Below are 20495 nucleotides of genomic sequence, written 5' to 3'. Positions count from 1 at the left end.
ATCGTCCGCCGACACTTCCGTACGCCCCGAAGCAGGAGATTCCATGCGCAACCCCCGCAACATCGGCCGGCCCCTCGCCATTGGCGCACCCAAGCCCTGGATCGACATCCCCGCCCGTCCTTCGCGGATGATCCATTTCTTCGATCCCTCGAATCCGCGCATGGCCGTGAAGGTTCCGGACATCGCAAAGAAGGTGGACATCATCCTCGCCAACCTCGAGGACGCCATCGACGTGAAGAACAAGGAGGCCGCCCGCGAGGGCCTCTGCAAGATCGCGCGCGATACGGATTTTGGCGCGACGCAGTTCTGGTCGCGAGTGAACAGCCTCGACAGCCCCTGGTTCCTGGACGACATGCTGCGCATCGTCGCAGAGGCCGGCGAGAAGCTCGACGTCGTGATGATCCCCAAGGTCGAAGGCCCCTGGGATATCCACTACGTCGATCAGTTGCTCGCACAGCTCGAAGCCAAGCACGGGTTGCAGCGGCCGATCCTCGTGCACGCCATTCTCGAAACCGCTCAGGGCGTGGCCAACGTCGAAGAGATCGCCCTGGCCAGCCCGCGCATGCAGGGCATGAGCCTCGGGCCTGCAGATCTGGCCGCCAGCCGACGCATGAAGACGACGCGGGTCGGGGGCGGACACCCGGGATACCTGGTGCGCGAGGATCCGAAGGAAGACGAGAGCGCTCACCGCGCAGTCGCTCAGCAGGATCTCTGGCACTACACGCTGGCACGCATGGTCGACGCCTGCGCGGCGACGGGCATCCTGCCCTTCTACGGCCCCTTTGGTGACATCGCCGATTCCATTGCCTGCGAAGACCAGTTCCGCAACGCCTTCCTGATGGGTTGCGTCGGCGCGTGGTCGCTCCACCCGAACCAGATCGACATCGCACGCAAGGTATTCAGCCCGCCGCCGGACGAAGTAGCCTGGGCGGTGAAGGTGATCGACGAGATGGGTGACGGTTCCGGGACCGTGATGATCGACGGAAAGATGCAGGACGATGCCACCGTCAAACAATGCAAGGTGATGGTCGAGCTCGCCAAGCTGATCGCCGCCCGGGATCCGGAGATGGCCAAAGCCTACGATCTCTAGGCGGAACAGAGCGGACGCATCGCGGTTGCGTCTCATTTGCGATGCGCCTCGAGCCTATCTGGCTCTCCGGTAGTGGTAGTCGTACCGAGGCGTGAAGCCTGCGTTCCCGTAGAGAGAGAGAGCAGGGCGGTTGTCTTGCTCGACCTGGAGGTAGAGATGACGGGCGCCCTGGCCGATGGCCCAACGGGCGGCGGCAACCAGGACGGCCCGGCCGAGACCGCGGCCTCGCGCGGCGTCCAGCGTGCGCATCGAGAAGATTCCTGCCCAGGGTGGCGCGGCGACGGCCATTCCCGTCGCGGCGGGTGCGGTCCCATCGCCGGCCCAGGCGAACCCAGCACGACCTTTCAGCCGGTCGAGCATGCTGAGAAACACGTCGGCCTGGTCTCCGGAATAGCGGCCGCGATGCGTCGCGAGCTCCGCCCAGGCCGGTGAAGGCGAGTCATCGCAGCCGGAGTCCAGTACCGCACCTACAGGTAGCGCGGCGATCGAGAGGGCCTCGGCCGTTTGGACATGAACTGGGGAAACCCTCTGGTAGCCGCGGGCTTCGAGCACGGCGTCGAGGCTGGTGGGCCGGGCGAGCGGCGTGAGCTGGAAGAGGGCAGGCCGGTCGCGCTCGCAGTAGAACCCTTCGACTGCATCCACCGCTTCGCCGACCCCGTGCGCATCCATCGGCCCAAGGCCAGGCCAGACCGAGTTGCCCCGATTCGTCACGCCGTGGTTGAAGCGCAAGCGCCAGCCGCCGAGATCCCGCACTTCGGCCGCGGGCCAGGCATCGAAGGCCGAGCACTCGATCGTTTCTATGTCCCCATCCATCGGGCTATCGTAGGCCGCCCAGGTCGATCGTGAGAGAAGGAGTTCCGTTTGCGGTTGGGTGCTGTCGTTCGAACCATGGGCCCGGCCTCCGCCGCGGGGACCGTCCGCGCCTGCGCTCGTGCGGTCGAGGAAGCGGGCCTCGACGAACTCTGGGTGGTCGATCACATCGCGATCGCGCCGGACGATGCGGAGGGCTCTGGGGGGCGCTACCTGGATCCGCTCTCTGCCCTCGCCTGGATCGCGGGAATGACCGAGCGCGTACACATCGGTACCGCCATCTTGAACCTGCCGTATCGGCCGCCGCTGCCGACTGCCAAGGCGATCGCCACCCTGCAGGAACTATCCAATGGGCGCCTGCAACTCGGTGTTGGGGTGGGCTGGATGGAGGCGGAGTTCCGGGCCCTCGGTATTGACCGCACCCGCCGCGGACGCCTGACCGACGAGATGCTCGATTTTCTCGGGCGTTGTTTCGACAGCGACGAGTTGGATGTGAACGGTCAGCCGATCCTGTTCCTGCCGCGTCCGAAGAAGCCGCCCATCTTCGTCGGAGGCGGTAGCGATGCCGCTCTCGGTCGCGCCGTGCGAGCTGGGGACGGCTGGATGCCGATGGGTGGCGATCCTGCCCAGCTTGCTCCGCGCATCGAACGCCTGCGCCAGCTCGAAAAGGAGGCAGGACGAATGCCCCTCGAGATCATCGTGCTGGGTGGCGTTGCGTTGGACGATCCGACCCGCGCGCACGAGCAGCTAGCCGAACTCTCGGAGCTCGGCGTGACGCGTCTCGCCCAGGGGATCCGCTACGACGAGCCCAGGGCATTCCTCGAGAAGATCGAGGCACTCGCCGCGCTTCGCTGAGATCGTGGCAACTAGCGCCGGAAGTCAGCGTCCGAGTGATTCACGCGCTCTCGTGCCTCGCCACTCAAGGACGTGACGGCATCGACGACCCGGTCGAGACCGGATTCGTCTCCGGGCTGTGCCGGCATCAAGAACCACAGGACAGCGTAGAGACACACGGTCAGGATCAGCGAAGGGCCCAGCAGCCCGCCCAAGAAGCTGGCCCGGACGAGCGTGACCGGGACATCGAATTCAGCTGCCAATCCCGCACAGACACCGGCCATTCGGCCCTCGGGGTGGCCCCGATGCCAAGAAGCTGGCCCGGACGAGCGTGACCGGGACATCGAATTCAGCTGCCAATCCCGCACAGACACCGGCCATTCGGCCCTCGGGGTGGCCCCGATGCCATTCGGTCAGGGCTCTCGGGCGTTCTTCCAGTTCGATGGGGTCCATCAGGCTTCGTCCTCCTCGGCGCGCTGAACTGGAATACGCACCAGCAGAGGAAGAGGTTCATCGAAGACAATCCCCGAGGGGGGGAATTGCCCCTTAAATGAGGGTTGGTAGCCCCAATCACGTTTTGGTCCCAAGGCCCCTCCGATCAACGGTGAGCGAATCGCAGGAGGGAACATCCCATGAGACGCACCTTTCGATTTTTCGGGCTGGCGCTGCTGCTGGCCGTCTGCACGATCAATACGGGCTGCAACCTTCGCGCGCTGCATATCGTGATCCCCGATTTCGAAGCCAGTCAGGTCGTTGGGGTGAACATCTGGAAGGTAGATGCGGGCCAGCCCCAGGATGTCGCTGATATCACGTTTGGCGCGATCAAGATGCAGGATTTCGGGGCCGGACCGATCGAAGTGATCGAGTACGACATGACGCAGGCCGACGGGAGCCAGATCAGCATGGTCACTCCGGTCATCCGCGATCCCGCGACACCCGGCGGAATCGAGATCCACCTGTTCTTCCAGAAGTCGGTGCCTTCCGGTCTCTTCAAGGTGAGCGCCTACAACGCGGCCGGTTCGTCACCGCTCTCTGCGGAGCAGACCTACCTGCTCTGAGGCGAAGGTTCGCTTTCGTCAGGGCGCCTGGCGTGGAACTCGAATCAGGCCTTCCTGGGCGACCGATGCAATGAGTTGCCCTTCGAGGTCGTACATCCCGCCAAACACGAGGCCACGCGCAGCGTGAGCGACCGGGCTCTCGGAGGCGTAGAGCACCCAATCGTCGAAGTGCGGGGGCCGGTGAATCCACATGGCGTGGTCGAGGCTGGCCACCATGCGCTTTCCCCATGGCAGCCCGTGCGGGCGCGAAGCCGTGGAAATCAACGTGCGATCGCTGGCGTAGATCAGCAGCGCCGTGTGGATGCGCGGATCATCGGGCACCGCGCCGGCGGGTCGGAACCAGATGCGCTTGCGGGGCTCCTGGGGGTTGCCCTCGGGATCGTCCGGATCGCAGGCACGGACCTCGATCGGTTGGTGGCGTACCGCTTCTGGCCGTCCCAGCATGCGAGCCCGCAGCTCCTCCCAATCCGGAAGCCCCTCGGGCCCGGGCGCTTCCGGGGCCGGTGTCTGGTGGGAGATGCCCTCCTCGGGCTTTGCAAAGCTCGTGGACAGGTTGAAGATGGCCTCACCCGCTTGATAGGCGACGACTCGCCGCGTCGTGAAGGAGCGACCGTCACGAATCCGATGGACGATGAAGCGGATCGGCGTATCGTGTCGACCGGGCCTCAGAAAATAGGCATGCAGGGAATGCAGCGAGGCTCCTTCGACGGTCTCCATTGCTGCCATCGCGGCCTGGGCGGCGACCAGCCCACCAAAGAGTCGTCCCTCTCCGCGAGGCGTCTCGCCCAGGAAGAGATCCCGATCCAATGCCTCGAGTTTCAGCAGCTCGAGCAACCGATCGAATGCAGCCGCACCCTTCATACCTGGGCCTCTCTCTCTACGACGACCATGAGGCCGTGAACCTCGACGACCCGGACGCATTCTCCCTTGGCGACGGGCTCGGAGCCCTCTGCAAGGCGGCCGCGCCACAACTCCGAGCCGATGCGTACATAGCCCTCCGGCGCGACCTCTTCCGTGGCAGTCCCAATGGCGCCTCGAACGTCTCGCGGCGTTCGGCCATCTCCTGGCTCGTAGGCCTTGCGCACGAAGCGGAACATCAAAGCGTCTTTCAACACCCAGCATCCGACGGCGGCGAGCGCCACATTCAAAGGGAGTTCCATCCATTCGACCGCTGCGGTTGCACCGAGAGTAATTGCAGCCAGGCCCGGAAGTTGGAAGGCGACATAACGAAGCAGTACCCGGTGTGTCGCTACACCGGGTGCCGGCTCCGAAGGCGTCGGTTGGCTACTTGAGGCCGCGGCGGACCATCTCCTCGGCAATCTGGATGGCGTTCGTCGCGGCGCCCTTGCGGAGGTTGTCCGAGACCTGCCAGAGCCAGAGCCGATCGCTGGCCAGATCCTTGCGCACGCGCCCGACGAGCACTTCATCGCGTCCGCTCACATCCCTGGCCGTGGGAAATACGTTCTCGGATGGATCGTCGACCACCTCGACGCCGGGGAAGGCCGAGAGCACTTCGCGAGCGCGCTCGGGAGAGAGCGTCCGCTCGGTTTCGACCAGCATGGTCGCCGAGTGGCCGACCGGCACAGGGACGCGCACGCAGGTCATGGTCACGTCGATGTCGGTCACGCCCATGATCTTGTGGGTTTCGTTCAGCAGCTTGATCTCTTCGGTGGAGTAGCCGTCTTCGCGAAAGTCTTCGCATAGGGGGAGGGCGTTCTCGACGATCGGCTGGGGATAGAAGGCCGGGGTCGGCGCTTCGCCACGGTCGATTTCCGCTCGCTGGCGGGCCAACTCTTCGAGGCCGGGCTTGCCCGACCCGCTGACCGCCTGCAAGGTCGTCACGACGACGGACTTCACGCCGGCCTCCCGTCGGAGCGGCTCGAGGGCCATGACGAAGCCGATGGTCGTGCAGTTCGGGCATGAGACGATGCCCTTGTGCTTTTCGAGGGCATCGGGATTGATCTCCGGCACCACCAACGGAACTTCGTCGTTGAGGCGCCAGGTGTTCGACTTGTCGATGGCGACGCCGCCGCGCTTCGCGACCTCGGGTGCCAGCGTCTTCGAGAGGCCGCCGGTGGCGGCGAAGAAAGCGAAATCCACGCCGTCGAAAGCTTCCGGGCGCGCTTCCTGGACGGTGATGTCCCGACCGGCGAAGGGCACGGTGGTTCCGGCGGAGCGCTCGCTCGCAAGGGCTCGCAGCTCGCCCACCGGGAAGCTGCGTTCGGCCAGGAGCCGGAGCACGACCTCCCCGACGGCCCCCGTGGCCCCAACGACCGCAACGGTACGCGGATCGTTCGGTTGACGGTCTGCCATGGGTCCCTCCAAGGGTCGTGGAGTGGTGTCCCCGCGGCACGTCTCGCGTGCCCGGAGGGAACGGGAATCACCAAGGATTCCCGGACGTTGCGAGGATGTCAACCGAGTCCGTGAGGTCGCCCAGCCTCGCGGGCTTCGCTGGGATGCTGCCCGATGCGATCAGAGCGTCCCGTGTTCCGGAAAGCCTGCGCGCTCGTTGCGCTTTGCCCAGTAGCGGCGGGTCCAGGAAGGCCGTCGATCCGTCAAGCTGGCGGCCAGGGCGCGGTCGGTCCAGCCCTCCAGGAGCCGGTCGCCCTCCGCGAAGGCCTTCTCCGAATCCGGTGGGTCTGCAATCCAGCCCGCTTCCACGTGATTCCGCTCCTGGACGATTGCGCTCATCAGGCCTTCCGGATCCCACATCAGCCGTCGGTGAAGGTGCTCATGACGCCACCAGAGCGTCGCGGGGTCGTATTCATCCGTGGGCTCCGGGCCCAGATCGAGAGGTTGGTCCACCGAGACGGGCTTGAAGAGTGATGTGCAGGGCGCGGCGGATGCCGTCGCCCAATGGGAGACGCCATCCGGCGTGAGCTCCGAGACCCACGAAGAAGTGGTTTGTGAATTCACCACCTGGCCCCCGGCGTGGACGCAGGGTGCACCCATCCCCCCATTGAACCGCGAATACCGCGGCCCCAACCGTTGGCCTCCGTGATCTCGCAGAAGCGCCATCATGTCGGCGGGCGTCTTGGCGCGGGCAGCATGCGCCTCCGTGCAGGCGCGTCGCACTCCAGCCGAGGCTGCCTTCGTCCGCAGCACGTCCTTGTGCTGCCCCGCGAAGCCTTCGATCGTCAGCCCATTCGAGATGCTTCGCGCGCCTTCGACCCGCTCGCTGGCCCACTCATGGCCCGCCGTTTCGAGCACGTAGGCGCCCCGTGGATCCGCCAGGATGTAGCTGCTGTGGTACGTGAACGAGCGGTCTTCGTGTCCGCAGCCTCCGCCCTGGCCGTGTTCCTTCAGCAATCGGGTGATGATGGCGACGGCTTCTTCTGCGGTCGACGCGCGCTCGAGACCGAGCCGGAGCAGATCCATCCCCGTCAGGCCCGTGCCTGCGAGGGGTTGTTTGGTGAACACGGCTTCGTTGCCGATGACCACGCCATGTTCGTTCGCACCGATCTCCGCACCCCACATCCAGAAGGGCCGCGAGAGCAGCACGGCATGGGTGCGCCGCGCCTGGGGGATCCGGATCCAGGTGCAGCGCAGTGGCGCGTCAGGCCGGTATTCGCGGGCGGGTTGCCAGTCCAACAGCTGGGCCTCGTTCGAATCCCTGTCGGAATTCTTGGCGAAGAGCACGCGATCCGGAAGGACGCGGACAGCGGTGTCACACATGGCGTTCGAGTGCCGCGCGAACCAGTGGGAGCCGGTCATTGCCGAAGAACATGTCGTCGCCGTCGACGAACATCGTGGGTGAACCGAAGCCGCCACGTTCGATCAACTCGTTCGTGTTGGCGCGCAATCGATCCTTGATTGAAGGACTGGTGATTCCTTCGAGGAAGTCGCTGGGATCGAGCCCGACGCCTTCAGCGATCGACGCGAGAACGCCTTCCTGGGAAATGTCTTTGCCGGCGCCCCAATAGCGTTCGAAGGTGGCCCGGGAATAGGCCGGCAGCTTGTCCGCATCCTGGGCGACCAACGCGCCACGCATGGCTTTGACGCTGTTCACAGGGAAGACATCGGGCCAGCCGATCTGCAGATCGTAGAGCCGCGCCCAATCCGCGAGATCCTTCGCGTGGTAGCGAACCCGCCTCGGATTCGGGTTGGCGCGGGCCTCGTACACCTCCCGGTTCACGGTGTTGAAGACGCCACCGACCAGGATTGGACGCCAGATGAGCTCGGCGCCCGTCTCCGCTGCCACCCCCTCGATCTTGTGGAATGCCAGATAGGTCCAGGGGCTGCCGCAATCGAAGAAGAACTCCAGGCGGGTCATTTTGCAGGTTTCATCCTTCGCCCTGGTTGGGCTCTTCGGATCGGGCATGAACCCAGGGTAGCGGGCCCCAGACCGGGCTTGCTTCTGCTTGGGCGTCCGAGTATGGTGGCCTCCAACTGGCAGAGGTGTATCCGCAAATCATGATCCAGAATCGGAACCAGAAGAGTCAGGCCTGGAGCCCGCCGTCGCGCAGGGCACTGGCCATGACGGTCGGTGGTGCGTGTAGCGCCGCCGCCACCCTCGCCGGTGGCGATCGCCCGTCTCTCTTCGGGATTCCCCATGGCCGGGTCAAGAATCGCCAGGCCATTCACAGTATCCCAGCACCCTAGGAAAACCGTCGTTTCAAACGGCCTTCCGGGTGCGAGCCCGGAAGGCCGTTTTCGTTTGGTCGACCTTCCAAGGCTCGGACCCGGGGCAAGAAAGCCCATCCGATGTTCGCCGAATCGACCCGCACGCCCGAGACAACGGATCGCCAGATCCTCGACCGATACACCGACCAGCCCGCATCGATGCCGCGTCCCGTGCGTCGGGCCATCGAAGACGCCTGGGACGGCGCTCCGGTGCAGCTCTACGCACTGGCCGATCTCGATGGAAGCCTGAAGCTCACGGAATCATGGGTCGCCCTGGGGCCGCGGCACGTGTCCATCGCTCGCGGAATTGGCGGCGCATTGGATGTGCAGACGTTCGCCCGTGAGTCGATCCAGGCGATGCGACTGGATCCGGGCCTCACCTGCAATACCTTGCGTTTCCTGGGAGAGCCCGGACAGCCGGCGCTCGCCCGCGTGCGTTTTACTCACCGGCAGCGGCGCGCCATGGAGAGCGTGCAGTTCGTGATCGAGCGCGCACTCGACGGATCACCCGTAGCGTTCTCTGCCGATGCTGATGGAGAGTACGCTGACAACGTTGCTGGCCCGATCCGGGAGGCCCAGGCCCTCGTTGCGGGCAACGATCTTGCCGTCGTCTGGCGTTTGCTCGGGTACCTGCGCCCATATCGCGGAAAGGTGATCTTCGGCATGGCCTCGGCGGGTGTGTTGACGGCGCTCTCGCTCGTGCCGCCGTATCTCACGGGCTATCTGGTCGATGAGGTGATTCGTCCCGTGCAGGACGGTGTGAAGACCGTCGCTGAAGTGCAGCAAGTCGCGTGGGTGGCCGTCGGGGTGATCGCGGCAAGCTACATCCTGCGGCAGCTGGCGGCCTGGGCGCGACTGCGGTGGATGGCGGTGCTAGGCGAGCATGTTGCGCGAGATCTCCGCACGGAACTCTACGAGCACCTGCAGAAGCTCTCGCTCTCGTTCTACTCGCGCAAGAAGACCGGAAGCCTGATCACGCGCGTGACGGCCGATACGGATCGGCTCTGGGAATTCCTTGCCCTGGGCATCGTCGACGTATCGCTATCGCTCGTCATGTTGGCGGGCCTCTCCGCTGTGTTGATCCACCTGGATTGGAAGCTCGGGCTGGTCATGACGCTGCCCGTGCCGTTCCTATGTGTGTGGGTCTACATCCACGGGCGTCGCATGAATCGGCTCTTTCTTCGCGCCTGGCGAAAGTGGAGTGCGGTGACGGACATCGTGTCCGACACGATTCCGGGCATGAAGGTCGTGAAGGCGTTCCATCAGGAGGTACGGGAAAAGGAGCGCTTCGGGGCGCGCAATCACAACGTGACCAACGAGTTCAACCGCATTCACGAAGTCTGGACCTCGTTCTGGCCGGCATTGATGTTGGCCGTGCGCGGAATGGTCGTGCTCGTCTGGGTGCTCGCGCTACCGCGGGTGCTGCCCGGCGATTCAGGGCTGGCAGCCAGCCTGACCTCCGGGACGTTCGTCGCGTTCCTTCTCTACATGACGATGTTCGTGCAGCCGATCGAGATCATCGGGCAGATGGCGCGCATCATGAATCGGGCGACCAGCTCGGCCCATCGCATCTTCGAGGTTCTCGATACGGAACCCCAGGTGGTCGACAAGGGTTGTTCCGTGCGCCTGGAGCCTCTCGAAGGCAAGGTGGAGTTCGAGAACGTGACGTTCGGCTACGACGGAGTGCGCCAGGTCGCACAGGGCATCTCGTTCGCCGTGGAGCCCGGAGAGATGATCGGACTCGTCGGGCCCTCGGGTGGCGGGAAGACGACGGTGACCAACCTGCTGGCGCGTTTCTATGACGTAACCGGCGGGAGCGTTCGGATCGACGGGGTAGACGTGCGCCAGCTCGATACGGGGTGTTTCCGGCAGCAGCTCGGAATGGTTCTCCAGGATCCCTACCTCTTCCATGGGACCGTCATGGAGAACATCCGTTATGGCCTGCCGGACGCCGCGGTGGACGAGGTTGTCGAGGCGGCCATCACGGCGAATGCCCACGACTTCCTGTGCAAGCTGCCCAGTGGCTACGAAACGATGGTAGGCGAACGTGGGCAGACGCTCTCCGGGGGCGAGCGACAACGCATCTCGATCGCGCGGGCCATCCTGCACGACCCACGCATTCTGGTGCTCGACGAGGCGACCAGCTCGGTCGATACCGAGACGGAGTTCAAGATCCAGGAAGCCCTCGATCGATTGACTTCTGGGCGAACGGTATTCGCCATCGCGCACAGGCTTTCCACCCTGCGAAGGGCGGACCGCATCCTCGTGATCGAGGACGGACGGATTTCAGAGAGTGGCAGCCCGACTGAGTTGTTGCAGAAGCCGGGAGGGACCTTCCAGCACCTGTGGCATCTGCAGCAGCAGCTCCAAGGCTAGAGAAACGAGAGAGAGGACGACCATGAACGATGAACAGAAGAACCTGGCACTCGCTCGTCGAGGACGGGCGGCAGCCATCCGGGCCCCTCGGCGTCCGATGCTGGGCGTCGATCTGTGGCGAGGCTCCGACGGCCAGCTATGGGCGCGTACGCCGGATCGCACCTGCTCCGTGCGACCGGTGCGCTGCTTCCCGTGGTCGAAGCCCGCGCGCTTCGTCTCGCTCAGGGATCGCGACGAGGAAGAGGTCGCGCTCGTGCGAGACCTGACGGATCTGCCTCATACGGCACAGCGCGCGCTCGGCACGGCACTCATCGAAGCGGGCTTCGTGCTCGTCGTCGAGGCCGTGCTCGACGTGGATGAGGAGATCGAGATCCGCACATTCCGTGTGCGAACCCTCCAGGGCTTGCGGAAATTCCAGACGCTACGAGACGAGTGGCCGCGGGGAATGCCCGGGGGCGGACTCCTGATCAAGGACGTCGCTGGGGATCTCTATCTGGTGCCGAATCCGGAAAGCCTCGATGCGAAGAGCCAGCGCCTTCTGTGGGCGTTCCTCGATTGATCCGCTCAACTCCGCACGAGTCTCCTCGGGTGCGGTTCGTTCGCTAGTTGGGAGGGAACTTCGCGAGGATGTCGGACACGGCTTCGCGAGCGAGTGCCGTGGTTTCGGCGCCCATGTCGATTCCCGGGCCCAGGCTCTTCGCGCTCGTTCCATACCAGGCGAGCCGTGTGCTTTCGGTGTCGACGATGATGACGGTCAGCTGGCTGGCAACATTCGCCTGGATCGCGTAGGCCAACCCGGGCCTGTACGGGTCCATGCTGAATTCGTCGTACCAGATGAAAGGCGATCGGTAGAAGAGCTGCGTAGCGTCGCTCGTCGAGAACTCGACGCGAAGGTCGGCGGGTTCGGGCCCCGTGGCCGGCCGAAAGCCCTTGAGCCGCAGGTCTTCAGCCAGGAAGCGGCGGATCTGGCGGTCGCCGGGGCTCTCGATCACGGTTCCGGCCGGCAAATCGTCGCCGGCCTGAGCATTGCGGGTGAAGGCAAACGTGCGCAGCTTCGCGAAGGAGACCTGCGGGTCGTAGCGTGCGCCAGCCCGCCCGGGCAGCTTGACGTCGACGAGCCGCGCGGGCGGACCCGAGAGCGCCTTCGGCGCGGGCCGGGCGGCTTTCTTGGGAGGCGGGGCACTGGCGGTCGTCCCCGGCGCCGGCCCGGGACCTGGCTCCAGGTAGGCTCCGATCTCGTACTTCATGGGGCCACCCACCGATTCGACCAACACGAAATAGGTGCCCGGGTTCACGTTCTCGCGGACGGCGAGAACCGTGACATCGGTGCGGGGCCCGCGTCCCGTGCTGGCCTGGGCGAGCACCCCTCGGATGGCTTCGAGCACGATCCGGGCCTGGGCGTCCGGCCCCACCAGCTCCGGGATGACGCGCACCGTGAGAACGCCGGGCTCCTCGACGATGACGCGGAACCGCTTCTTGCAACGCTGGGAGTAACAGTCGAGCTCATCGACGCGGACGCTCCCCAACGGGAGAAACTCCGCGAAGGTGGTTGGATCCGCGACGACCGGAGGGTTCCAGTTGCGCTCGCCGGGGATCCAGGCGCCCCAGGCACACCCGCCGACCAGGAGGGCCAAGGCGAGCGCGATGCAGTTCGAGAGGGAGCGGGATTCGAGACCTCGGCGCTTCATGCGCGCGAGATTCTAGCCGCTTCGTTCTGGCTCGCTTCGCGAATTTCTCGCTTCGCGAGCGCTGCCCCGCTGCTATGATCCGCCGTCCCCATGGAACGAGGAGGAAGCCCGATGGCGCGATGGCTCACCACCCTGGCGGGAGCCCTGGCCCTGCTACTCATCAGCGGCCCCACATCGGCTCAGGAGGCGTCTGCGTCTTCCGGGCTCTCGCGGATCGTGTCGAGCGGAACCCTGAGAGTGGGGATGTCCGGCAGCCAGCCACCTCTCAATTTCGAGGGCAAGGATGGGGCCATGCAGGGCCTCGAGGTCGATCTCGCTCATGGGATCGCCGGGCTCATGCGTGTCAAGCTTCAGATCGTCCAGACGCCCTTCCCGGAGCTGCTCGATGCGCTCGAGAGTGGCAAGGTCGATCTCGTGATGTCGGGAATGACAACCACTGCGGAGCGGAGCCTGCGAGCCTCCTTCGTGGGTCCCTACTTCCTCTCCGGCAAATCGATCTTGACCCGATCCACGACCCTCGCCCAGGCGAACAAGGCCGGGGATCTCGACCAGGCCGAACTCAAGCTGGCAGCGCTCGAGGCTTCGACGAGTGAGCAGTTCGTCAACTCTGCCATTCCGAAGGCGAGCCTCGTGACGACGGCCGACTACGACGAGGCGGTCAAATTGTTGCTCGACGGAAAGGTCGACGCCCTGGTCGCGGACCGGGAGATCGTGATGCTCACGGCCTTCCTGCATCCCAAAGAGGGGCTGGCCACGTTGCGGGAGCCGCTCACGATCGAGCCCATCGGAATGGCTGTCCACGCTGGAAGCGGTGCGCTTGCCACCTATCTCGACAACGCTCTCGGGGCACTCGAGGCGAGCGGTTTCCTGAGTGGGTTGCGTTCGCGTTGGCTCGAGCGCAACGATTGGGTCAGCGAGCTTCCCTAGCAGAGGGCCCCGGTTCCGGCGGAAGGCACTTCTCGGCGCGATGATTGGCTAGCTTCTCCACATGACAGAACTCGTCGTGCTGGTGGGATCGGATTTCTCAGAGGATGCAGACAAGGCCGTTCAGTATGCATTCGAGATCGCCAAGGCCATTGGTGGGAGCGTCGAACTCGTCCATGTGACGCCCGAGCTGAAGCCACTATTCGGTGGCTCGAAGCAGAGCCAAGCCGCCGTTGCGCAACTCCAGGACGAGGAAGTCGAGGAATCGCGCCGCGCTCTCGAAGTATTCATCGCCGAGGCAGAGGTGCCTGCTCGCGCTCATGTCTACGTCTGCGTGGGCGACACCTGCCAAGCGCTCCTCGACCACGCCAAAGAGATCGATGCCGCCATCATCGTGGTTGGACGCCAAGGTCATGGCGCCGCAGGTCGCTTCCTGTTGGGATCGTTGACCGACAAACTGGTGCGCCGTTCGGATCGACCGGTGTTGGTCGTGCCTCCGACCGAGGACTGAGCCGGGCTTCCGACCGCTCTTCTCGAGGTTGCTGCGCTGGCTCACGCTTCTGCATGGCTGGCGGACCGAGGTGTACTCGTGTGCTTCGATCCACTCGCCGAGTTCTCAACGCACGTGGGCCAGGTGGCCAAGCTCTACGCGGCCCCCTGGTGCGTGGCACCGTGCCGTGATGCGTGACGCTGCGCCCCCGCAAGGGCGTTGAGGACCGCTCGTCCTGCCAAGCTGGGACACCTGGGGCCCCGGTCCTCGGTAGCCTGGTGCCGGAACCCAGCCTCAAGCTCCCCCCCCTGGACACTCGATGCGGGCTCTAGCTAGCATTTTCGCCCAGCGGGAGGCCAGAACATGTCGGGATTGTCATCGGCCGCATCGGCGACGTCGATGGTGTTGCGCTCGAGACCGAGAAGTGGATCAAGGTGCTCGGCCGGTTGGGGCACACGTGTTTCGTGCTCTCGGGCAACTTCAAGGACGACGTCGTCCCGCGGGGGCTGGGGACGCGCTTCCGACCGCTTTCGTTCTTTTCGCCTGAGTGCGAGTGGGAGCAGAACCACGCGTTCTTCTACCCGGAGGACGATCCGGACGAGCTTCTCACGACAGTCCACGAGCACGCTCGCGCCGTGGCGATCGAGATCTTTCGCTGGGTGTTGGCGAATCGGATCGAGGTCCTGCTTTCGGAGAATGCCTCCGCGCTGCCCTGCCACCTCTCGATGGGCCTCGGCATCAAGCTCGCCGCCGAGCGATTGTCGCTCCCGGTGGTCACCCACGACCACGATTTCGCCTGGGAGCGCGGCAACCGTTACGACACGCCCTTTCCGGAAGTAGAGGAGCTGGTTGCCGATACGTTTCCGCTGCAGCTGCCCAACGTGAAGCACGCCGTCATCAACGATGCCGCACGCAAGGAGCTCGAAACGCGCTACGGCATTGGCGCCGCGGTCGTCCCGAACGTCATGGATTTCGAGGCCGAGTACGCCAGGCGGGACGGCTACAACGACGATCTGCTCTCGAGCATCGGCATGGGGAACGGTGAGCTTCCGATCTTCCAGGTCACGCGAATCGTCAAGCGCAAGGGGATCGAGACTGCGATCGAGTTGGTGCACAAGCTCGACGATTGCCGGATCCGGCTCGTGGTGACCGGCAGCGCGGCCGACGATCAACGAAAGGGATACTTCAAGGAGCTGATCGAGATGATCGAGTCGCGTCGCCTCAGGGACCGGGTGACCTTCGCGCATCAGAAGATCCTGAGCAAACGTGAGCAGCTCTCCGATGGGCGCAAGTTCTACTCGCTCGAGGATGCCTACGCCCACTCCGTGGCCGTCACCTACTTCAGCACCTACGAGGGCTTTGGCAACGGGTTTCTCGAAGCGGTGCTGGCCCGCAGGCCCGTGTTCGTGAACAACTACGAGCCGGTCTACTGGCCGGACATCGGCAGCAAGGGCTTCGACGCCGTGATGCTCGAGGGCGGTGTCTTGACCGACGAGGCCGTGGGGCAGATCGACACGATACTGCACGATCCCGAGCGCCAGCGGGAGATCGCTGAGCACAATTTCACACTCGGCCGCCGCCATTTCTCCTATGATGTCCTGGAGGAAAAGCTGGAGGCCCTGTTCGACTTCTAGACTCCGGCGGTCGCTCTTTTGGAGGCGCCGAGGTCTCGTGTCACCGCCCCGCAGCTCTCGAACCGACGCTCTGCTCGAACGACTTCGAGCCGAGAACATCGAGACGTGGTTCGATCTCGGGCTGATGCTCGACCGCTTGCGTGACGAGCGTGCGGTTCCCAGCGCGAGCGCCCCTGCCGGCTTCTCCGACTTCCGACGAAAACTCGCTCGCGGTGTTGCGTTCGTTACCTACTACTGCGCGGTCGATGGCGTGACCATGGAAATCGCCAAGTACGCCGAGGCGATGCGCAGCCTGCTGCCCGATCCGCGCATTCATTTCGTGGGTGCGCAGTTCGGGACAGGAGCCGATTCCATACTCGGCCCCGAGGCGCAGCGGCACGTGATTCCCGAGATCGACGGCTTCGACCGACACAGCGTCTATCAGCGCCTCTTCCAGCATCGCCTCGATCGGGGCAGCCCGCTCTACAATCGTCTGATTGCCGATTTCTGGCAGAGCACGCTGAAGCTCGTCGCGACGCTCGGGCGCTTGTTCGACGACGAGGAGATCCAGCTCATCTTTGCGGTCAACACCAACTCGAATCCAGGAAACCCGCCGCTGGCGCTGGCGTTGGTGTTGCTCTCCGAGCATCTCGGGATCCCGGTCATCAGCAACAACCACGATTTCTACTGGGAGGGCGGATGCTCCGAGATCGAGCGCGAATCCCTGGGCCAGCCCAAGGGCCCGCGCGACCATTTCTTCACCAACGCGCACCTGGGCGAAGTGTTCTCGGTGATCGAGATGACCCACCCCTGGAGGGCGCGAAGCTGGCTCTCCCTGAATCTCAACGACGCGCAGTGCGATGCACTGGTCTCCAAGTTTGGTCACAGCCCTGCGAGTGTCGCCAAGATCGGAACCACGGTAGATCTCGGGCGGTTCCATCCGCTTTCACGGCCGCGACGCACCGAGGTGTTGCAGCAGATCGCTGCGCTGCTCGGAAAGGGTGGGCTGCGTGTGCCGGTGCGGAGTGTGGCGGCCGAGGTCGAAAGAGGCATCGTCGGCGATCCCCGGCCCGTCCTGCTCGGCGCACGGAGTGGACGCCACGTCGCGTTCATGCAAGACAACATGATCTTCCTCCAGCCCACGCGCATCATCGCGCGCAAGCACATCGCTCGCGATTTCGACCTGATCGCAGCATTGTGCCAGGACCCGGAGTTCGCGGCCGCGCTGGATGCCACGCCCTCCCTCAAGATCACCGTAGTCGTGACCGGCCCTGTAGCCGGTGGCCACGAGGGCTACTTCGAAGAACTTCTTCATCTCTTCGAGCAAGCACTCGAGGTGGTGCCTGAGCGTCTCCGGGAGCGTGTCTTCCTGGCTCCGTTGTTCGCGGGGATCGATTCGCCGGAGTTCCGTGCACGCTACGAGCGACCGGCCGAAATCGCCGATCTCTACGCCATTGCCTCTCTGGTCTGTCTGCCCAGCGAGACGGAAGGCCGCGGCCTACCGATCCTCGAGGCGGCGGCGGCTGGTGTACCGATTCTCGTCCGCCGCTATCAGCCGGAGGCGGTCTACGCCGAGCTGATCGGGGAGGATCTGGCCGCCGACCAGCGGCTCGAGGTGATCGAGATCCGTGGCTCCCGGGTCGGCCCGGAGGCCGTCGCGTGGGCTCGGGATGTGCTTCTGCACCCGCACCATCACGCAGAGTGTCGCACGCACAACCGTCACGTGGTCGATATCCGCTATGGCCCGGGCGCGCTCGAAGACGACATGCGCGGTGCGCTCGGGCAGCTGCACGCGCAGCTCCAGAGCAACGAGGCCGCCGAGCAGCGAGCCACCCAGGCACTGGCGCGCTTCCGCCAGCGAGAGCTGCGGGGCGCGCGCGATCTCGTCGACCTCGTCGATACACGGAGGCGCGAGTATCTGGCCGGCACCGGGCGCATGGGCTTCATGCTGATGCTGAAATCGCTGATCGATCCGTCCTACTTCCGGGTGGAAGAGCAGCGCATACAAGGACTCGCCTTCGCGTTTGCCTGCCGCCTGGTCGATGGCCCAGCAGGTCTGGTCCCCAGTGATGTCACCGGACGTCGCGCCTTCTTCCACGCAGTGGAGAGTCTGTTCCTGCACTGGAAGAGCGAAATGCCGGTGATGTTCGACCACGCCCTGGCCTATCGACATCGCAATCGGCGCGATCATCCCTACCACCGGTTCACACCCGAGCAACTCACGGGCGTGATCAACGAGTTGCACCGCGAGGTTGCCGAACCCGATTCGCCGCGAATCGTTCCGAGGGCGGCGCACCACTTCTCGAACTGGGGTCGCGCGCTGGAAATGCTCTGTGGCGGCCCCCCCGCCATCGACCAGCGCGCTCGGCTGCGGACGCGCCTCGCCGAGGACGTGCCTTTTGCGTTCTTTCCGGGCACCGAACTCGAACTCGAACTCGAACTCTTCGTGCTCGAAGCCGTACGCAGTCGTCTCGGGCTCGGGGCCCACGAGTTCCTCACGGCAGAGCGGCTCACCCGATCCGACCTCTCTCCCATCCACGTGATCCTGCGGGAGCGACCCTGCGCCGATCTGCCTACGAACGAGACCCTGCAGCAGCTCCTCACCGAGAGTACGAATGAGGAAATCGCACTCGTGTTCGAGAGCGGAGCCGCCCGCGTCGTGCGTAGCCGGCAGCTCGGCATTGGCATCGATGTCTGCCAGCTCGGCAAGCGTGTGCTCGACACGCTGCGCGAGGTGCGGGCTGGTGGCGGTTTCCTGCTCGCGGCGGAGGAGCAGGCGGCGGCGACTACCGACATCCTGGACCTCGATCGGTTCCACGTCGGGCGTGCGATGCATCCGCTGGGTGCGCATCTGATGGGGGTCGAGCCCGGTGAGGGGTACGTCCAGTGGGTGCCGGCCGGGTTGCGCTTTGCGCTCGCGTATCCGACGCCGGTACAGACCGGCCGAGACCTTGCCGAGCTGCTCGAAGGCAGCCGCTTCCGGGAGCTGTGCGCGAAGCGCGGCGAGGCCGACGTGCTGGAGGTGTTGCGCCGAGATGCCGCGGAGCGCGGCTCGCCCGTCGGACATGTGCTGGCCGAACTCCGGGATGGTGGATCACGGCCACGCGCGGAATCCGTGATCCGCCAGTCCGTCAACGGCATCTACGCGGATGGGCATCCCTGGTCGGGCTCGCTGGCGCGTGTCGCGGAGGGACCGCTGCGTTATCGGATCGTCTCGTCCCCCGACAACCCGCGCACGATGCTCGATCTCGTGCACCGGTTCGAGCGCCGTAGTGGGGAACGTGCGCGCATTGCCTGGAACGGCGGATACATTCTGAACGCCGAGTTGGTTGGCAAGCTCGGTTTGCCGGAGTCCTACATTGGCTCGCCGCTCGGCATGATCGTCGAGGACGGTCGCGTACTGTGTCCGCCCCTCTATGCGAAACCGGCCTTCCTGGTCCACGCTTCCGGTGCGCTCGAGATTCGCCGGGTGGGTTGCGGTGGTGGCCTGGAAGTCGCGCTGGGCGCAACCGAGCTGAAGCTTCCGACGGAGGTGCACAATCCACAGCAGGCGCCCGCTGACCAGCCCTGCTACTACGACTTGCTGTTCTCGGACGATACGCTGCGGGGCGACGGGCGAACGCTCGTTCGCCTGGCGGGTACGCGCATCATGGAGGTGGCCGAGACGGCCCCGGGCGAGCGCGTGCCCGTCTGGCCCGTCGGTCTCGTGCTCTCGTTTCCGCCGGGCAGACTTCCCGCGGGCTTCGCACAGGGTGCGGAACTCGAGCTGCACCTTCCCGCGTTCTCGGGTGTGGCACAGGCCGTCGAAGCGGGTCCGTTGCTCATCGAGAACGGTGAGCTGTGCATCGACATGGAGACCGAAGGGTGGAAGACGCAGAACTCGATTCGCACGCAGGCGGCGCGGCTCGACTATCTCGACATGCGCGGCCCGAAGATCGCTGCCGGCCTCGATTCCGAGGGTCGGCTCAGCGTTCTCACGGTGAACGGCCGCATTCGGGAATCGGTCGGTGCGACCCACACCGACATGGCCGAGATCCTGCGCGATCACGGCATGGTGGCGGCGATGGGCTTCGACCCTGGCGGCAGCGCCACGCTGGTCGTGGGCCGAAAGGTCGCCAACATATCGCCCTACAATGCCGACTATGAACGCGACGTCTGGTCGCTGCCACCGCAACCGCGAGCGGTCTCGAGCGGGGTGATCGGCTACTGAGCCCAGCCCGCCTTTCCTACGGCGACGCCGGAGGAGGCGGAGTCCATCCACCTCCGAGAGCCTGGTACAAGCCCACGAGCGCGGTCAACGCAGCCTGTCTCGTGGCGGATTCATCGAGCTCGGCGGTGAACAGGCTCCGCTCGGATTCGAGCACCTCGAGGTAGTCGACGACGCCCCCGTCGTAGCGGGCGCGGGAAAGGCGGGCGGCGTTGCGGGCCGCGCGAACCTGGCGACCGCGGGCTGCGTGCTCGGCTCGCAGGGAGCGGACCGCGATCAGCGCATCCTCGACCTCGCGAAAGGCCTGACGCAACGACGCCTCATAGCCGTGCAGGGCCTGTTCGGCCCGTGCGCGCTGGGCCTTCGCCTGTGCTTTGAGTTGACCGGCGTGGAAGACGGGCGCGAACAAGCCCGCCGTGAGATTCCAGGCCTTCGCTTCGCTGCTGTTCAGGCTCGAGAGCTCGTCGCTGATCACACCGAGGCTTCCCGTCAAGCTGATCGAGGGCCAGCGTTGGGCCTCGGCCACGCCGACACGTGCGGTCTCGGCGGCGAGCTGCTGCTCGGCCGCAACCAGATCGGGCCTGCGCTGGAGAAGCTCCGAGGGAAGACCAGCGGGAATCGCCGCGTCCAGCGGCACCTCCTTTAGCCTGAACTATGCACGAAAGTTGGCTGAGAAGCTGGCTTTCCAATGTTTCAGCGTGCCGCGCGGCGATTGACGCTGACGGATCTCGTTTTGGGTGGTCGATGCCCATTCCGTGGCGCGAATGCGGAGTGTGCTTCGG

The 20495-nt window shown here is 65.1% G+C and carries 20 protein-coding genes; 10 read left to right on the top strand and 10 right to left on the bottom strand.

What is annotated here, in order from left to right; translation table 11 throughout:
- The first annotated feature begins 43 nt into the window (after positions 1 to 43).
- Positions 44 to 1090: a CoA ester lyase gene (locus tag GY937_27340; GenBank protein MCP5060429.1), complete on the top strand. Its 1047-nt coding sequence runs from the start codon at positions 44 to 46 to the stop codon at positions 1088 to 1090.
- A gap of 54 nt (positions 1091 to 1144) precedes the next feature.
- On the opposite strand, the gene GY937_27335 is transcribed toward GY937_27340, so the two are convergent.
- Positions 1145 to 1903: a GNAT family N-acetyltransferase gene (locus GY937_27335; GenBank protein MCP5060428.1), complete on the bottom strand. Its 759-nt coding sequence runs from the start codon at positions 1901 to 1903 to the stop codon at positions 1145 to 1147.
- 54 nt (positions 1904 to 1957) lie between these two features.
- On the opposite strand from GY937_27335, the gene GY937_27330 reads away from it, so the two are divergent.
- Positions 1958 to 2755 (top strand): TIGR03619 family F420-dependent LLM class oxidoreductase, encoded by a 798-nt coding sequence (locus GY937_27330; protein MCP5060427.1) that lies wholly within the window; start codon positions 1958 to 1960, stop codon positions 2753 to 2755.
- A gap of 11 nt (positions 2756 to 2766) precedes the next feature.
- On the opposite strand, the gene GY937_27325 is transcribed toward GY937_27330, so the two are convergent.
- Positions 2767 to 3018: a PspC domain-containing protein gene (locus tag GY937_27325; protein MCP5060426.1), complete on the bottom strand. Its 252-nt coding sequence runs from the start codon at positions 3016 to 3018 to the stop codon at positions 2767 to 2769.
- A complete protein-coding gene (locus GY937_27320; GenBank protein MCP5060425.1) occupies positions 2987 to 3187 on the bottom strand; it encodes a PspC domain-containing protein in 201 nt (66 codons plus the stop codon). The genes GY937_27325 and GY937_27320 overlap by 32 nt, the downstream gene beginning before the upstream one ends.
- A gap of 179 nt (positions 3188 to 3366) precedes the next feature.
- Between GY937_27320 and GY937_27315 the strand changes: the two genes are divergently transcribed.
- A complete protein-coding gene (locus GY937_27315) occupies positions 3367 to 3792 on the top strand; it encodes a hypothetical protein (GenBank protein MCP5060424.1) in 426 nt (141 codons plus the stop codon).
- 18 nt (positions 3793 to 3810) lie between these two features.
- On the opposite strand, the gene GY937_27310 is transcribed toward GY937_27315, so the two are convergent.
- From GY937_27310 to GY937_27290, 5 genes are all read right to left on the bottom strand, one after another.
- The gene (locus GY937_27310) at positions 3811 to 4653 is read right to left on the bottom strand and encodes an acyl-CoA thioesterase II (protein ID MCP5060423.1); all 843 of its coding nucleotides are present in this window, start codon (positions 4651 to 4653) and stop codon (positions 3811 to 3813) included.
- On the bottom strand, positions 4650 to 4952 hold the full coding sequence (locus GY937_27305) for a hypothetical protein (protein ID MCP5060422.1): 303 nt from the start codon (positions 4950 to 4952) through the stop codon (positions 4650 to 4652). Before GY937_27305 ends, GY937_27310 begins: the two co-directional genes overlap by 4 nt.
- Positions 4953 to 5076: 124 nt before the next feature.
- Positions 5077 to 6105, bottom strand: a complete 1029-nt coding sequence (locus GY937_27300) for an aspartate-semialdehyde dehydrogenase (GenBank protein ID MCP5060421.1) — start codon at positions 6103 to 6105, stop codon at positions 5077 to 5079.
- A gap of 159 nt (positions 6106 to 6264) precedes the next feature.
- Positions 6265 to 7506 carry a peptidase U34 gene (locus tag GY937_27295; GenBank protein ID MCP5060420.1) on the bottom strand — a complete coding sequence of 414 codons (1242 nt, stop codon included), beginning with the start codon at positions 7504 to 7506 and terminating at the stop codon, positions 6265 to 6267.
- Positions 7460 to 8065, bottom strand: a complete 606-nt coding sequence (locus tag GY937_27290; GenBank protein MCP5060419.1) for a 2-hydroxychromene-2-carboxylate isomerase — start codon at positions 8063 to 8065, stop codon at positions 7460 to 7462. The genes GY937_27295 and GY937_27290 overlap by 47 nt, the downstream gene beginning before the upstream one ends.
- 140 nt (positions 8066 to 8205) lie before the next feature.
- On the opposite strand from GY937_27290, the gene GY937_27285 reads away from it, so the two are divergent.
- The 3 genes from GY937_27285 to GY937_27275 all read left to right on the top strand — a co-directional run bounded on the left by GY937_27285 (position 8206) and on the right by GY937_27275 (position 11350).
- Entirely contained in the window at positions 8206 to 8394 is a 189-nt protein-coding gene (locus tag GY937_27285; GenBank protein MCP5060418.1) for a hypothetical protein, read from the top strand.
- A gap of 102 nt (positions 8395 to 8496) precedes the next feature.
- The gene (locus tag GY937_27280; GenBank protein ID MCP5060417.1) at positions 8497 to 10791 is read left to right on the top strand and encodes an ABC transporter ATP-binding protein; all 2295 of its coding nucleotides are present in this window, start codon (positions 8497 to 8499) and stop codon (positions 10789 to 10791) included.
- 22 nt (positions 10792 to 10813) lie between these two features.
- Positions 10814 to 11350 carry a DUF1854 domain-containing protein gene (locus GY937_27275; protein ID MCP5060416.1) on the top strand — a complete coding sequence of 179 codons (537 nt, stop codon included), beginning with the start codon at positions 10814 to 10816 and terminating at the stop codon, positions 11348 to 11350.
- A 43-nt stretch (positions 11351 to 11393) separates the two neighbouring features.
- Here GY937_27275 and GY937_27270 read toward each other — a convergent pair whose 3' ends face one another.
- Positions 11394 to 12479: a DUF4136 domain-containing protein gene (locus GY937_27270; GenBank protein ID MCP5060415.1), complete on the bottom strand. Its 1086-nt coding sequence runs from the start codon at positions 12477 to 12479 to the stop codon at positions 11394 to 11396.
- 111 nt (positions 12480 to 12590) lie between these two features.
- On the opposite strand from GY937_27270, the gene GY937_27265 reads away from it, so the two are divergent.
- The 4 genes from GY937_27265 to GY937_27250 all read left to right on the top strand — a co-directional run bounded on the left by GY937_27265 (position 12591) and on the right by GY937_27250 (position 19716).
- The gene (locus GY937_27265; GenBank protein ID MCP5060414.1) at positions 12591 to 13406 is read left to right on the top strand and encodes a transporter substrate-binding domain-containing protein; all 816 of its coding nucleotides are present in this window, start codon (positions 12591 to 12593) and stop codon (positions 13404 to 13406) included.
- 61 nt (positions 13407 to 13467) lie between these two features.
- Positions 13468 to 13914, top strand: coding sequence for a universal stress protein (locus GY937_27260; GenBank protein ID MCP5060413.1), 447 nt, complete (start codon positions 13468 to 13470; stop codon positions 13912 to 13914).
- A gap of 413 nt (positions 13915 to 14327) precedes the next feature.
- Positions 14328 to 15527, top strand: coding sequence for a glycosyltransferase family 4 protein (locus GY937_27255; protein MCP5060412.1), 1200 nt, complete (start codon positions 14328 to 14330; stop codon positions 15525 to 15527).
- Positions 15528 to 15564: 37 nt separating this feature from the next.
- Positions 15565 to 19716, top strand: coding sequence for a glycosyltransferase (locus GY937_27250; protein ID MCP5060411.1), 4152 nt, complete (start codon positions 15565 to 15567; stop codon positions 19714 to 19716).
- 16 nt (positions 19717 to 19732) lie between these two features.
- On the opposite strand, the gene GY937_27245 is transcribed toward GY937_27250, so the two are convergent.
- Positions 19733 to 20350 (bottom strand): TolC family protein, encoded by a 618-nt coding sequence (locus tag GY937_27245; GenBank protein MCP5060410.1) that lies wholly within the window; start codon positions 20348 to 20350, stop codon positions 19733 to 19735.
- Between the last annotated feature and the right edge of the window lie 145 nt (positions 20351 to 20495).

It is taken from the genome of bacterium (genome assembly GCA_024228115.1).
GTDB lineage: Bacteria > Myxococcota_A > UBA9160 > UBA9160 > UBA6930.
The sequence above is the reverse complement of the archived record's forward strand: the minus strand, read 5'-3'. Positions and strand labels throughout refer to the sequence as shown.